This is a genomic window from Burkholderia sp. DN3021 (assembly GCF_049805555.1).
Lineage (GTDB): Bacteria > Pseudomonadota > Gammaproteobacteria > Burkholderiales > Burkholderiaceae > Burkholderia > Burkholderia pyrrocinia_C.
Genome location: NZ_JBNCAB010000130.1, coordinates 1 through 13,853, shown reverse-complemented (window position 1 = coordinate 13,853; position 13,853 = coordinate 1). Strand labels below are relative to the sequence as shown.

Below are 13,853 nucleotides of genomic sequence, written 5' to 3'. Positions count from 1 at the left end.
CTGCAACTGCCGACGACTATGCCGATCTCATGCCTTGGAGAATGCCTGCCGCCCTCAACCGCTGAGGGGCGTTGTTAAAAGACCGCATACGTTCCAACAGCAGAAGCGTACCCGCAGAGTAGGGGCAGCCACCGACCGTTCCCCCCTCTGTCGCTTGACGAAGGACCACGGCCGGGGCGAAAAGGCAGCGACGGCTAGCCATCTCGGGCGTGAGTGTCTGCCGCACCGCGGCGTCGAGATAAAGACCACGCATTTGATTCAGGCCTTTTACGACATTGTGTATTGCTACGCCGACCGCGTGGACGCCTGCAAGGTCACCACCGACCATCGAAGCGAGTAACGCCTTGGCACGCGTCACCTTGCCGGTCACTTGCCAGACCAGATTGCGCAGCGCATTCCCCGGCGCAAGCGATGCAGCAATCACTTCAGCGGCGGCCCAGGTGGCCTCGCCAGCTTCAAAGGTGGGACTGAATAAACGGCCTATGACCTGTTGCACAAGCGGCCCGACTGCAACGTTGGTGTTTGTGTCGCGAACCCACGCTGCCAATGGCTCCAGGTCGGCAGGAGCGGTGCGGATATCCGGTGCGATGGCATTGAGTCTTTGCCACAACGCGTCCTGTTGGATCTCGCGTCCAGTTGCCTTTCTCGCGCTCATCGTCGGGAATCGATGACCTTTGAGGGACAGCACCCCGAGTATGCGGCGGACCAACAGACTGTTGAGAAACGGCTTGCCCGTCCCAAAGGCGCGGTCTAGCGTGCCATCACGCGCGATTTGAAGGATGTCGGCAGGCTGATCCACCTTGATGACATCGACAAGACCCGGAATATGTTTATGTTCCACGACTATGTTCCTCGAGGGAGTCATTCGTTCAGCTCGCGTGTGACGGCATACCCAGGCGTTTTGCCATCGCTGCCACTCGGGCCGCTCGAACAGGGCTGACGCCCGCGATCACCTTCCCGCGCCGTCAGATATGAGCCCCGATCATGTCGTCAAAGCAGGCTAATATCTATCAGCTACCCGACAGATTGGGATCGTATGAATTCCGATGTACAACGCTATCGACCACAACTTGCAACAACACCGTGGTTCAAGGATTTGCCGATCGAGCTTCAGGACTATCTTGTCGCTCGCTCTGATCTGGTCCGATTAAAGAAGGGGCAACCGCTCTATCGGCGAGGAGAACGGTCGTTCGGCCTGTACGCGATTCTCGATGGTGCATTGTCGATCGGCACCGTCGGAGCGGATGGAAAAGAAGCGTTGCTCGCCGTACTTGGCCCGACCGCCTGGATTGGGGAAGTCTCAATGTTCGATGGACTGCCTCGCCCGCACGATGCCTCAGCAATCGGTAAGACTCTTGTGCTTCACGTACCCGGTCCCGCATTGGAAACCCTGCTTGGAGCTCATCCTACTTACTGGCGACATTTTGGCTTGTTGATGGCGCAAAAAATCCGGATCTCCTTTGAGAACAACGAAGCCATGATACTGTTACCCGCCGCCCAGCGCCTGGCAAGTCGCCTATTGCTGATCGCTGGTGGCTACGGAGGGATTAATGCGGAACAGAGCAGGATAAGGCTCTCGCAAGATACCTTGGCTTCAATGGTTTCGCTTACTCGGCAGACGACGAACCAGCTACTCAAGAACCTTGAGAGTCAGGGTATCGTCGATCTGAAGTTCGGGGAAATCGTTATTCTTGATTTTGATCGCCTGCGCGCTGCCAGTGCCGGAGATCCCGTTCCTTGAGGCGCAATCCGGCTGCCTAGACCGGGCGGTTTCCAGTGCGTCACTTCGAATCGCGCACGACGAAAGCGTGTCAGAGGCTGTTCAGCCAATTTGTCCGTCAGGCGTCCCATAGCGGTCACCTGCGGGTCAATACCGAGGGTCCCCTCGTGGCCGAAAGCCGACCTATCCTGCGTTCAAGACAGCTGGATCGATCTCACTATCTGTCAGCCCAAATCTCGCCATGCGAGCGCGATGATCTGGCGAACCGAGATATGAACGAAGTTGCTGATTAACCGCTTTTAAAAGATCCCCGTTCTCTCGGTTAAATGAAAACGCTCCCAGCGGAGGCGTCCGCTGTCTGCCGTTCATTTCCGGCTCGTGCGCAACGGCCTCGATCACCGAGTTGCCCATCCGGCTCGCAACAATTCGATTTCCCAAGGCCGTACTCGCATATGCGTCAATCGCGCCAGAGAGAACGGCCACGATCGCGTCGGCTTGTTGCTCGAAGATGACGATTTGCTCCTGACTTACGCCTGACGCCGTCGCCGAATCATGCTGTACCTGTCCGGCAATGATGCCGAGGCGCGCATCGGGACATTCGGCGATTGAGGAATAGCTACTGAGCGCTCTCGGGTTTCCTGGTCGAACCAGAAAGCCGTCCTCGATTCCCCACACCGGCACGCTGAACGCCACAGTATTGGTACGCTGCGGCGTCACAAAGAGAGGAACGTTCATGTCCCAACGACCTTCTTCAACGCCGGATAGCAATTCGCTGAACGTCGTCAGGCAATGCTCGATCCTGGTGACGCCGATCTGTCGCAGGATCGTCCCAGCGAGCTCGATATCTGCACCGGTAGCGGTGCCATCCGCTTCGGTCCAGCCGAACGGAGGTTCTTCGATGTACGCAATCGTTACCTTCATCGCTTCGTCTCGCAAACCGAAAACGGCCGCCAGACCTGGCGGCCGATTGTTGACGATTTTACTCCCATGCATAAATGTCTCTTCCCGGACCCGGCCAGCTGCGGTCCCGGCAGCCCGGGACCGTCTCAAACCGACCCTCAGCGGTCAGTTATTTCGTCTACAGCCCAGTGTCGCTTTTGGATGTGCAGCGGTCGTACGCTGGCTGGCGTTGTCGACGCTTCCCAGTCAATGCTCCCGTTCAGTGCGTTGACTTCACCGTCGGGCTTCCGACTGCCGCGAGGTGGGCGACCAAACGGTCAGCTGTCCATTGTGGCAGCAGTCTTTCTTCAAGTTCGGTGCGAGCCGTACTCCGTCCGTTTGCGGGGATGCTTTCAGTTCGCTTTTCAGTCTCGGAATAGGCCACGAGGCGTCCGTGGTCGGATACGCGAAGGGACAAGGTGGGATGAGGCTTACCCTCCGCCAGAGAGGAACGAACGAGTTCTCCATGGAAGGAAAGAAAATCGCCAACAGCTCGCGCTAGTTGCTTGACCTTGTTTCGCTCTAGCGAGACGCGCGTTGAAGTGGCCGCGGTTGTCACGCCAAAACCTGGAGGCATATAGACTTTACCGGCGATTTCTAGCAAACCAGCGACACCACCAGCGCGAAGAGACTTGATCGAATTTGCATCAGAAGCAGGAGGGCGTGCAAGTCCAGCTACACCTTTCAATCTATACATCTCAAAATGGTCGGACCAGGACTCGATCGCCTTCTCCACTAGGTTCACCGCTTGAAATATTCCAGGTTCATTGTGAGAACGTACGTCGATAAGGCCAATCTGAGTAGGTAATGCGATAAAGAACAATAGCCAGTCGGAGCGATCAGAGAACTCCGCGCCAGCTGCCAATGGCGTTTCCGTTAGATGAGCGTGATGAATATTCCAGTCAGCCCACAAACCATCGGTTCGTATTTGACGCTTTGCGCCGCTCGAATCATTGCTCTTAACGGTCTTTGTGACATAGGGGTTAAGATCGCCGCCGGTTTCCGCAATGCGAATAAAATTGGAGAGCGCTTGGTTTGCTTCGGCCGGTACACGACTGTCGAACCCGATCGAACGTACAATCTCTCGGGGTTTCGGATCAATGTAACGAAGGCGATAGTCAAGCCAGCGAATGAGCGAGTCGTTGAGTTTCGCGGCGGCTCCCTCGAATTTCAGGGAAAATGCTTCGATCAACTTCTCTGCGATCCTGTCAACGTCAGACTCAAATGTATGCAGCATGATCTGGTCCATAGTCGCCTACCTTTTCTTTGGTCGCATGTGGTGGCGCAAATGATAAACGAGGACAGGGTCATTTTTTTTGCTTGAGATGATACTTCTCGCCGATAACCTGACTAGGGCTTCGCGGCATCTGACGTCTCCAGCCAGTGCGTTGCCATCGGCTGCGACTAAAGCGGCACGATACTCGACCGCTATTTGGGGCTTGACGCCGTTCGGGGCCAAGGAGGGAAACGGCCAGTAACGGAGCGATGCCGACATCTGAGTGTCGGGCCTTCTTTGACATTGACAAACGACGCTTCATGGCCGCACTCAGCCTCATGAGGTCCAGCATCCCTCGCAAGCGTCTCTATGCAAAAAAGCAATATTACCTTTTCTGAGTAACCGGAAGGTGCAGCCAGCGAACTACAACAATACAAATAAGGACGCCACCACCGATGATGGCAGCCAATGCGAACCACCCTTTCTTCGATGTTGGCAAGTCCGCTCCAGGCGCTGCCACTGCCGTCGCGAGTAACAAGACAATGCTTAAGAGACCGAATATTCCCCGACCTAGCCACGAGAACAGCATGGTCGCACGATTGACCAGACTTCCTTCGCGATACGGACTCGGCGGTCGGCGTCGAAATTCGGGTCTTTTGTTAAACAGCATTTGCGAGAGTGTTTTATTGATGGTCCGCGGGATGGGCCACCTTTGTTGTCGGCATTAAGAACTAGGCTGGTTGCTCGGATTGTCGACGATTCACGCACTCTTGTCGACCGGCCGCTCCTGGCCGACTGCCGCCTGATGCGGTCGGCCGAAGCCGACCCACAACGGGCTCTCAAGCCAATGCAAGTACGATGGGCGGTTGCAAGCTGAAACGGTTACGCCGAGCGCCTCTTTGCGGTGCGCCTCCAGTGGTCCATGCAAAAGGGGATTCAGCCTGGGCTGCTGTATTGCGGATTGTCCATGCTTCGCGCGGCCGTGCTAACTGCTGTCAGCTTCGAATCAGACGTGCCCTTCCTGCGTATCTCGGAGGAGGCGGCGCAGTCGAACAGTGCGATGCGCTCACGGCTGCCAAGCAGGATGAATCGCTATGCGATGTCGTTGGTGGACCCGTGTCGCAATCGGGTCAAGCGGCGGCGGCTGACGCGATCAGCATGTCGATCAGCGCACGGGAAGCGGCAGACAGGCGGCGATGCGGCGCATAGATGACCGAGAACGGCCGTGTGCGCCCTCGCAGACGGGGCAGCACTTCCACGAGCTTGCCATCCCGGATTCGGTCCTGAACGATGAAGTCATAGGTCTGGCAGATGCCGGCGCCGCTCAGCGCCATCGATACGACACCCAGTACGTCGTCGGAGACCGCGACATTCGAAGGCGGTAGCCAATCCACGTCGTGATCGCCTTCCCGGAACACCCATGGCGCAATACGGCCGCTGCTGGGCAGCATGAAGGGCAAGCAAAGATGCTGCTCGAGGTCGGCCACGTTTTCCGGCATGCCGGCCGCGGCCACGTACCCGGGCGACGCGACGAGGCACAGCGCCGCGTCCTCGAGCTTGCGCGCGACGAGGCCGCTGTCCGGCAATTCGCCCAGGCGAATCGCGAGGTCGAAACCTTCGGCCACCAGATCCACGTTCCGGTTCGCGATATTCAGTTCCACGCGAACGTGAGGATGTTCCTGGGTAAACCGTCTAAGCACCGGCGGCAGACGATAGTGTCCGTACGTCGTCGGTACGCTGAGCCGGACATGACCTGTCAACGTGCCGCCATGTCCCTGGATGGCCCGTTCGACGTCGTCGATCAGCGCAAACGCCGCCCGCGATTGCTCCAGATAGAGCCGCCCATGCTCCGTCAGGCTCAACCGTCGAGTCGACCGGCGCAGCAACTGCACGCCCAGCCGGGTCTCCAGACGCGTAATGGCCCGGCTCAGGACAGAAGGCGTGCTGCCGAGTGCAACCGCGCCCGCGGTCATGGAACCTTTTTCGATCACCGTGACGAATGCTTCCACATCACCGAGATGGTCGAATCTTCTCGCCATCTTGTCCTCCGAAGAACAAAAGATTTACTTTCAACCAAGTTTATCTCCTTGATTGATCCAAATACAGTGGCGGCATTGTGACTGCGTCGTTGGGTCATCCACGCAAATCAAGGAGCAGACCATGAATGATGAACACCGTGACCGCGACGATCTGTCGGTGCTGTTCGTCCTCACGAGCCACGCGACGAAAGGCTCGACCGGCGAGCCGACCGGCTTTTACCTCGGCGAAGTAACGCATCCGCTCGCTGAACTCGACGTGGCCGGCATCCCGGTCGAGTTCGCGTCGATCCAGGGCGGCGAGCCGCCCGTCGACGGTCTCGACCTGACCGATGAAATCAATGCGCGCTATTGGAACGACCGTGATTTCCGCGACGCGCTCCGCCATACGCAGCGGCTGGGCGACGTCGATGCGTCGAAATATGCCGCTGTCTTCTTTGCCGGCGGCCACGGCGCGATGTGGGACTTTCCAGGCAATCCCGACGTGCAGAAGGTGACTCGCGAAATCTATGAGGCGGGTGGCGTCGTGGCCGCGGTATGTCATGGCCCGGCCGCGCTGGTCGACTTGAAGCTCGGCGATGGTACTTACCTCGTCGCAGGCAAGAACCTCAGCGCCTTCACGGATGAAGAAGAGCGGGCGGTCCAGCTCGATCGCGTCGTGCCCTTCCTGCTCGCAAGCACCTTGATGCAGCGCGGCGCGCTTCACCATCCGGTACCGAACTGGACCGCGAAGGTCGTCGTCGACGGACGCCTCGTGACCGGCCAGAACCCGCAGTCGGCCGCCGGTGTCGGGGCGGCCATTCGCCACCTGTTGCTGAACCGTTCCGGCAAGGCCTGACATTCCCCATGGAGACAACCATGCATTCGATGCGCAAGCTCGCCGTGGCCGCCGTGCTCGGCATGACGGCATACGGCGCTCACGCTGCCAACGTGCTCGTGGTGCTGTCGGATTCCGACCACCTCGATCTGAAGGACGGCAAGGTCTTCACGACGGGCTTCTACCTGAACGAACTCATGCAGCCCGTGAAAGCGCTGCTCGATGCCGGCCATCAGGTGACCTTCGCCACGCCGCAGGGCAAGGCACCGACGATGGACGCCACGTCGGCCGACAAGATGTACTTCAACGGCGACGACAAGGCGACGCGCGACTACCGGGCGTTGCTCGACAAACTGCAAATCACGTCGCGCACGCATTCCCCGGTGATCAGCCTGGCGCGGGTGGAGCAAATCGGTTACGCGCACTTCGATGCCGTCTATGTTCCCGGTGGCCACGCGCCGATGCAGGACCTGTCGACCAGCGCCGCCGTGGGCAGATTGCTGGCCGATTTTCACGCGCGCGGCAAGACCACGGCGCTCGTCTGCCACGGCCCGATCGCGCTGCTGTCGACGCTGCCCGATGCGCAGGGCTTTACACGCAAGCTCGCGGCCGCAAACGTGGGCGATGGCGATCCGAAATGGCTCTACGCCGGTTATCGGATGACGGTGATCAGCAACGCGGAAGAAGAGCAAGCCAAAGGACTGCTCGGCGGCGGCATGATGAAGTTCTATCCGCAAACTGCATTGCAACGCGCAGGTGGAATCTACAGCAGCAACGAGGTGCCGTTTACCGCTCACATGGTGGCCGATCGCGAATTGATAACCGGCCAAAACCCGGCGTCAGCACTCGACGTCGCCAATGAAATGCTGAAGCGGCTGAAGTAACGCCGCGCAACGGACCGGCATTGCTGGTTCCTCGATGAATAAAGGAGAAGCAAACCATGGATCTGCAACTTGAAGGAAAAACTGCGATCGTCACCGGCGCCACTGCCGGCATCGGCATGGCGATCGCGCGAACGTTGGCCGGCGAAGGCGTGGCGGTGACGATCACCGGGCGGCAACGCGACAAGCTCGATGCAGCCGCAGCCGAGATCTCGGCTGCGCGTCGCGGCAGTGTGCGTGCAATCGTCGCGGATGTGAGCTGCGAGCGAGGTGTCGCAGAACTGATCGACGCACAGCCTGATACGGATATTCTCGTGAATAACCTCGGCTACTACGAAGCCAAGCCGTTCGCGGAGATCACCGATGACGACTGGCTGCGAATGATCGACGTCAACGTGATGTCCGGTGTCCGGCTGTCACGTCACTACTTTCCCCGCATGCTTGCGAAGAACTGGGGGCGTGTGATCTTCATGTCCAGCGAAGTCGGTGCATTCACGCCACCGGACATGGTGCACTACGGTGTCAGCAAATCGGCGCAACTCGCAGTCTCGCGCGGAATGGCGGAGCTGACGAAAGGGACGGGCGTGACCGTCAACAGCGTACTGCCGTCCGCTACGCGCTCTGAAGGCATCGTGGCGTATCTCCGGCAGACCGCGCCGCGACCCGATATGACCGATGCGGAAATTGAAGCGCACTTCTTCGACACGTATCGCCCTAGTTCCCTCATCGCCCGCATGATCGAGGCCGACGAAATTGCCGCGATGGTGGCGTTGCTGGCCAGTCCGCTCGGCGCGGCATCCAACGGGGCTGCGGTGCGCGTCGAGGGCGGCACCTATCGGTCGATTCTCTGAGCCGGCACCACACTCGCGGGCGTGCAAGCGGGCCGGAAAGTGAGGTCAAATGCGGTACGGGGGAACGAGACGGTTAATGGCAAATCCAATTGTGTCAACGATCGGGGCGCTAACGTCAAGTGTCCGTTTCTGGCTGCGGATTCAACCCGTCGATGCAACGAATTGATGAAATCGCTCAGCCGGTGTATCGAAGTTTAGTGTCTTTCGCGGACGCTCATTGAGCCGTCTGGCTACTGCGTTGAGCTTGGCCTGCGAATAGGCCGAGAGATCGGTCCCCTTGGGGAAATGCTTGTCGCCATTTGCCAAGAGTGAGAGAACTGATCCACTACGGGCACCCGCAGTCGTAAGGGTGGAGGTCGAAGCCGGCCAGTTCTCAATGCTCCAGCAACAGTCGTGCGGGTGGCCTTCGTTCAAAGCCACGCTTAGGCCCACGGTCTATTGGGAAGGCGACTAACGAGAAGAATAAAAAATCAGCGGCAATTACAAACATTGGTTCTTTTTTTATACAAAAAATATGACGATTAAACCTCTTGACCAAATACAACACCACTACCATACTGACTTTTGTGAGTGAGAGCAATGTACCGAAAATCACTTCGGCGTAAATTATAGCGTAGATTTACAACCAAAATGGAGGCCCTATGAACATGAAAATGTAGTTTGCGCCGCCACAGTGAAATCATCGACTCGATAGTTCCTGTCGGCAATTTTCATTTTCGAGCGATCGCTACGCTAGGCGATCCATCCAATCTAGAATCGATGCAACGACTTCGATGCCAATTAATAGAGACAGCGCAATGAGTCGCCAGAACTTACCCAAATCCGACAGCAAACTCTTTCTTCATCTCGGGCGATCTACTGGCACGTGCATTGAATATTGACATCATATAAATTCACTTCATAGCAATGCTTTTGGCTTGCGAACCAAATTCCACAAACCAATTGCCATTAATATTGAGGATTTAACATGGAAGACGATTTGATTTATACGGACTCGAAAATATCCGCCGAACCCGCAGCCTTCGACTCGAAGTATCAGTTCGACTCCGGCTGGATGGCTGAGAGCAATCAGACGAACCACAACTTAGTTATAGCCCATAATCTACATGTCTCACCCACTCAAATAGCTATTATTTTTTCACCTGACCAGGAAACGATATATCCACTGCTCTGGCCATGGGATAACTCCAAATCGGGAAATCCCATTTCAATTTGGGCCGATACAACCACTATCACACTCTCTATATATTCCAAAGTCCCGTTGCACGGAAGTTGGAATGGCCAGACCTCCAGTTGGACATACTGGAACACGGGATATTTCCGGGTTTTTGCCTCATCCTGATTGAGTCACTTGAATGCGAAAAGCTCGTGCTATCGGTCGGCGGGCTTTTTTCACATCGTAAGCTGACCAAGCCTACCACAAGCGCTTGATCGATACAGTCAGTGACAATATCGAATGGAATGCGCAGCCTAACGGCCTGTCCGAGTATAGTCTCCGATTCTGTGCTCATGACAAGCAGCCGCCCGTCGTGACCGCCGGAAACTGGCCGAAAGGCGAACTTCGTGCGCGCCGAGGCCGCCGGTAAACTCGGGCGACCAAAGCAACTTCTCCCGGTCACATGAGCATGCAACCCGCCGCAACACCTGCAACCGTCACTCCAATGATGCAGCAGTACCTGCGCCTTATCTGACAAGGCTCGACGCACAAAACTACGCCACAGCCCACGCTAACCGTTTCGAGGATCGACCGTTACCGACCCACTGCCGACAGTCGCGCTGTTAGGGATTCAATGGCAGGTAACCGAGCTCTGCAGTCGTCGGACCAGCCGTTACTTCGAATGACCGCTTTGCGTCCGCACGAGGACGGCAGACGACCCATCAGCGACGCTCAACCGCACTGCGGACAACGTCTCTATCCTGGCGCCTTCCCGAGGGTGCTCAAAATCTTGGTGGCGACTTGCGGGTCGTCCAGGTAGCCGGCAATCCCGTGGTGATTGTCGGTCGTATTTTTGACCTTGCCGAAGTTATCGATCGCCGGTCGCACGGGGAAATTGTCGGCATCCAGCGGATAGAGCGCGACGACGTCGCGTGTATCAAAGGCGTTGTACCAGGCCACGGTGGGCGAAGGCCAGCGCAGGGGCACCAATCGATCGCGAATGGCTCGGATAGCGAGCGGAGAGCCGACAGTCACGAACAAAGGCACCCGCAACGCTCGCCTGTCGGTGCGCAGAATGTTGTAAGCGACTACCGTGCCGAGCGAATGAGCAACGACGACCGTCGGTTGTTCGGTCAACATGCTGCCAACGATTTGATCGATCTCGTCGCGAACACCTGCGCGAGACGTATAGAGAAAGACATCCCGAGTGAACAGCTCGAGCGTCTCCTGGCTCATCCCGCCGCCGTGCTTGTCAATCGCCCGCAAGATCGCCTGAACCCACTGCCAATTGAGTGGGCCGCGCTGCCGGGGATTATCCCCATACTCGGCATCGACCTGGGCGTCGGTGATGCCGGCGCGCTGCCGCACCGCTTCCGCAACTTCTGCTTGAAACTGCAAGAATTCGTCATCTTGCTGGGCGCCGCGCGCCTGGATATCGACCGTCAGCGGAATCTCCGACTGCCGCGTGAATGCATCGAGTCTGTTGCCGTAATAGGGAAACGCCACGTCGAGGTTACCCGGTAAGGTCAGACCGGCAGCGCCCGCGCCTCGTTCCAGCGTCGCCAGCCAATCGGCCTTGAGTGCCGTTGGATCCAGGCCTTGTTGACCACGCCCGTGCACGAACAGTAGCTTGTTCGGATTTGCGCCCGTATCCGATCCCCCTGCGGCGGCACGGCCCGGCGCGACCGAAAACATGCTGGTAACGGCGACCGCGGACGCCAATTTCAAGATTTCACGCCGGTCGATCATGGCCTGTCTCTCTGTGATGACGGACACCAAGGGACCGCCGCAATCGGCGGCGAGCGAGTGCAACATGTCATGCACGCACTACTTCAACGCACCTTTGCGCAAGGCATTTTCCACGATGTCCATGCCTTTGAGCTCGAGCGTCAGCCATAGACTCACACGAAGATAATCGGGTACCGCCGCAATGCTCTCCGGCAGGCGAATGTTGTTGACCCGAAAGAGGCTCCAGCCCTGCGACAGCATGGGGCAGAATGGAACGGTCCCGGGAAGATCCCCGATGCGTCGCCCTGAGAGCGCACCGGACAGCATCGCCACATCGAAAAGGTCGATACCAAGCGTCTCATGCATGAAGGAACGAACCGAACCGACGCTCTCGCGTAGGCCCGCGTCTGCGTACGCATAGGCTGCATAAAGGCCGAGCGTCGGATCAATACTCTTGAGTATCCGAATGCGACCGGCCAACTGTGCTGCGGAACGCTTGCGCGTTGCCTCTGGCCCCTCGATACGGAACGCGCCAAACTGCGCGGCCGTGGCTACCGCCCCGTGCAATTGCGCGAGGCGCGCCTCCTCCTGCTCGTAGATCGATCTCATCGGGCTCAGTGGCGAAGGCATGTAGCTCACGTTGCTGACCTGCCCCCGGTCCACGACGACGTTGCCAATGTACTGGTCCAAGGCCGCGAGCACGGTACCCGAGCCATCAGCGAACCGTAGCGCGACACTGGCCGCCCTTGCTTCGCGGGCGTCCACGTCGATGAACGCGGTCGGGCGCCCATTTGCTCCGCTGTTGACAATACTCGCCTTGATTGCCGGATGGGTCGCGACCGACACGACCTTCCCGCCGTAAATAACGAAGCCCGATCGGGACTTCGATTCATGGGTCAAGCCGCGTGCGTAAACGATCGTATCGCGAGCGCTGTTGAAGCCGGTGCTCACCGCGGCCGCCTGCAATTTCGCCGCCGGAAACGACGTTACGGCATTGCCTATGCCGTGGTCCTTGAGCGCCGATACAGCGACATCTCCAACCGTTGGATTGGCTATGCCACCGGCGCGCGGTGCACCAATGACGTGACCAATAAAAGTCGGCTCATCGGAGTCGATTTCCGCGTCCGGCTGCTGGTTCAGCGTGCTTTGGACCGCCTGAGCGCGCTTCGGTACTTCGCGCGCCAGATAGTTTCTCAGGCGCCGGTTGGGTATCACGGGCTTGCCGTCAACCGTAGCCACCATCGTCGAATCCGGATGCTTGTAAGCATCGAGGAAGCAGGAGGTATAGACACCTTCATAAGCAGCGGCGCTTTCCTTGACGGGCACTTCATATGCGGAGGCATCTACTCGTGTGGCGAGGAAGACGTCAACATCGCCGGTTACATTGGATGAGAACGAGCCGGTCGGAAACACGATGCTGCCATGAAGCCCTTCGACACCCAGCGTATTGGCGCGGGAGCGACAAGCGTCGGAAATGAAGACAACATTTGGGATGCCGCAGTGCCTGGCATACGCGCGGCTTTCGGTCAGGCTGACTGCCTCGTTCGGATCCTCTGGCGCGCCGGACAGCAGCCAGAATTCCGAAAGACTTCCGCTGATGAAGCCATGACCCGCGAAATAGATCACGAGTTGCTCGAGCGTTCCTCGATTGATGAAGTCTTTGATGGCGCCCACAAGGGCGTGAGCCGTAACCGGCGCTGAGTCGTCGGCGAATAGCTTTACATCAAATTTTTCTTGATCGAGCCATGCCGCAATTTCCTTTGCTCCAGAGGCGGCCGCCTTCAGCTTGGGCTGACCTACGATCTGGTCAACTCCAATGACCACCGCGCCGCGGTTGGATTGATTTTGTGCACGCAAAGGCCAAGGGGAAAACACCCCGGCAATCGAAAGTGTGGCCGCGAGAAAATCACGACGTTTCATAGCTGCCCCCAGGGGCTTACCGTTTCATAACAAAACAGGTGTTTCCGCCGTCGCGGCGGCTCGGCCAACAAAAATCAGAATAGGCTATTTCCTAGCCGGTGGGGGTATCGCTTCTTGGAACAATCGCTTATGGGATTTTGCGGCAACCCGTACCTGAGAGCGTCCAATATGGTGTTGACAATTGGCTTTCAGTTTTGGACTGAAGTCGGCCTTTGCGGTCATCGAGTCGAGCGCCGGTCATTGGCCGCTATAAGTTGCTCTGTGAGGTTGCCGGACCCACGGTTAGTTCGAGATGGTTTTGCGTCCAGCGCAAGGACGGCAGACGACCCCGAGCCGACGTTCACACATCTCGGAAGCGGACGCTCATGGGCGTATTTTCACTGCCCTCGAAGCGCATTACGCCTGATGATATCGCTAACGCCTGCGCCTACCGTGCGGCATCCGTTGGATGGGAGAATTAGCCACCAGTCTTCCCGATGATCTGATCCCGGTATTCACGCCATTTCGCCAGCCCAGCGGCAGGGAACTCCGACTGGTCGAGGAAGCTTCCGTCGGTCAGGTCTATAGCTTGACAACTTATGCGTTCGCA

General features: G+C 57.9%; 10 protein-coding genes and 1 pseudogene. 4 read left to right on the top strand and 7 right to left on the bottom strand.

Going from position 1 to position 13,853, the window contains the following annotated elements; all coding sequences use genetic code 11:
* Nucleotides 1–16 precede the first annotated feature (16 nt).
* The gene (locus ACPUER_RS34330; RefSeq protein ID WP_425133276.1) at nucleotides 17–841 is read right to left on the bottom strand and encodes a hypothetical protein; all 825 of its coding nucleotides are present in this window, start codon (nucleotides 839–841) and stop codon (nucleotides 17–19) included.
* Nucleotides 842–1,036: 195 nt separating this feature from the next.
* On the opposite strand from ACPUER_RS34330, the gene ACPUER_RS34325 reads away from it, so the two are divergent.
* Nucleotides 1,037–1,741 carry a Crp/Fnr family transcriptional regulator gene (locus ACPUER_RS34325; RefSeq protein WP_006749578.1) on the top strand — a complete coding sequence of 235 codons (705 nt, stop codon included), beginning with the start codon at nucleotides 1,037–1,039 and terminating at the stop codon, nucleotides 1,739–1,741.
* Nucleotides 1,742–1,903: 162 nt separating this feature from the next.
* On the opposite strand, the gene ACPUER_RS34320 is transcribed toward ACPUER_RS34325, so the two are convergent.
* The 3 genes from ACPUER_RS34320 to ACPUER_RS34310 all read right to left on the bottom strand — a co-directional run bounded on the left by ACPUER_RS34320 (nucleotide 1,904) and on the right by ACPUER_RS34310 (nucleotide 5,914).
* On the bottom strand, nucleotides 1,904–2,641 hold the full coding sequence (locus ACPUER_RS34320; protein ID WP_204421235.1) for a transporter substrate-binding domain-containing protein: 738 nt from the start codon (nucleotides 2,639–2,641) through the stop codon (nucleotides 1,904–1,906).
* 238 nt (nucleotides 2,642–2,879) lie between these two features.
* A complete protein-coding gene (locus ACPUER_RS34315; RefSeq protein WP_310136258.1) occupies nucleotides 2,880–3,908 on the bottom strand; it encodes a hypothetical protein in 1,029 nt (342 codons plus the stop codon).
* A 1,097-nt stretch (nucleotides 3,909–5,005) separates the two neighbouring features.
* Nucleotides 5,006–5,914 (bottom strand): LysR family transcriptional regulator, encoded by a 909-nt coding sequence (locus tag ACPUER_RS34310; protein WP_425133275.1) that lies wholly within the window; start codon nucleotides 5,912–5,914, stop codon nucleotides 5,006–5,008.
* Between the two features lie 121 nt (nucleotides 5,915–6,035).
* On the opposite strand from ACPUER_RS34310, the gene ACPUER_RS34305 reads away from it, so the two are divergent.
* From ACPUER_RS34305 to ACPUER_RS34295, 3 genes are read left to right on the top strand one after another with little or no spacing between them, the layout of a single operon-like run.
* Nucleotides 6,036–6,749: a type 1 glutamine amidotransferase domain-containing protein gene (locus ACPUER_RS34305; protein WP_425133274.1), complete on the top strand. Its 714-nt coding sequence runs from the start codon at nucleotides 6,036–6,038 to the stop codon at nucleotides 6,747–6,749.
* A gap of 20 nt (nucleotides 6,750–6,769) precedes the next feature.
* Complete coding sequence (locus ACPUER_RS34300; RefSeq protein WP_310136254.1) at nucleotides 6,770–7,612, top strand: type 1 glutamine amidotransferase domain-containing protein; 843 nt, start codon at nucleotides 6,770–6,772, stop codon at nucleotides 7,610–7,612.
* A gap of 56 nt (nucleotides 7,613–7,668) precedes the next feature.
* Nucleotides 7,669–8,460 (top strand): SDR family NAD(P)-dependent oxidoreductase, encoded by a 792-nt coding sequence (locus ACPUER_RS34295; protein ID WP_175963461.1) that lies wholly within the window; start codon nucleotides 7,669–7,671, stop codon nucleotides 8,458–8,460.
* A 141-nt stretch (nucleotides 8,461–8,601) separates the two neighbouring features.
* Here the strand turns inward: ACPUER_RS34295 and ACPUER_RS34290 are convergent.
* The 3 genes and pseudogenes from ACPUER_RS34290 to ACPUER_RS34280 form a co-directional block, all read right to left on the bottom strand.
* Nucleotides 8,602–8,751 (bottom strand): annotated as a pseudogene (locus ACPUER_RS34290) (IS30 family transposase); the annotation flags it as partial.
* Between the two features lie 1,621 nt (nucleotides 8,752–10,372).
* The gene (locus ACPUER_RS34285; protein WP_425133273.1) at nucleotides 10,373–11,431 is read right to left on the bottom strand and encodes a hypothetical protein; all 1,059 of its coding nucleotides are present in this window, start codon (nucleotides 11,429–11,431) and stop codon (nucleotides 10,373–10,375) included.
* A gap of 12 nt (nucleotides 11,432–11,443) precedes the next feature.
* Nucleotides 11,444–13,264, bottom strand: a complete 1,821-nt coding sequence (locus ACPUER_RS34280) for a caspase family protein (RefSeq protein WP_425133272.1) — start codon at nucleotides 13,262–13,264, stop codon at nucleotides 11,444–11,446.
* Nucleotides 13,265–13,853 lie beyond the last annotated feature (589 nt).

Excerpts from the sequence above, each read along its gene's own strand:
- ACPUER_RS34325 (WP_006749578.1), top strand. The coding sequence starts at position 1,037 with ATGAATTCCGATGTACAACGCTATCGACCACAACTTGCAACAACACCG.
- ACPUER_RS34320 (WP_204421235.1), bottom strand. The coding sequence starts at position 2,641 with ATGAAGGTAACGATTGCGTACATCGAAGAACCTCCGTTCGGCTGGACC.
- ACPUER_RS34315 (WP_310136258.1), bottom strand. The coding sequence starts at position 3,908 with ATGGACCAGATCATGCTGCATACATTTGAGTCTGACGTTGACAGGATC.
- ACPUER_RS34310 (WP_425133275.1), bottom strand. The coding sequence starts at position 5,914 with ATGGCGAGAAGATTCGACCATCTCGGTGATGTGGAAGCATTCGTCACG.
- ACPUER_RS34305 (WP_425133274.1), top strand. The coding sequence starts at position 6,036 with ATGAATGATGAACACCGTGACCGCGACGATCTGTCGGTGCTGTTCGTC.
- ACPUER_RS34300 (WP_310136254.1), top strand. The coding sequence starts at position 6,770 with ATGCATTCGATGCGCAAGCTCGCCGTGGCCGCCGTGCTCGGCATGACG.
- ACPUER_RS34295 (WP_175963461.1), top strand. The coding sequence starts at position 7,669 with ATGGATCTGCAACTTGAAGGAAAAACTGCGATCGTCACCGGCGCCACT.
- ACPUER_RS34285 (WP_425133273.1), bottom strand. The coding sequence starts at position 11,431 with ATGTTGCACTCGCTCGCCGCCGATTGCGGCGGTCCCTTGGTGTCCGTC.
- ACPUER_RS34280 (WP_425133272.1), bottom strand. The coding sequence starts at position 13,264 with ATGAAACGTCGTGATTTTCTCGCGGCCACACTTTCGATTGCCGGGGTG.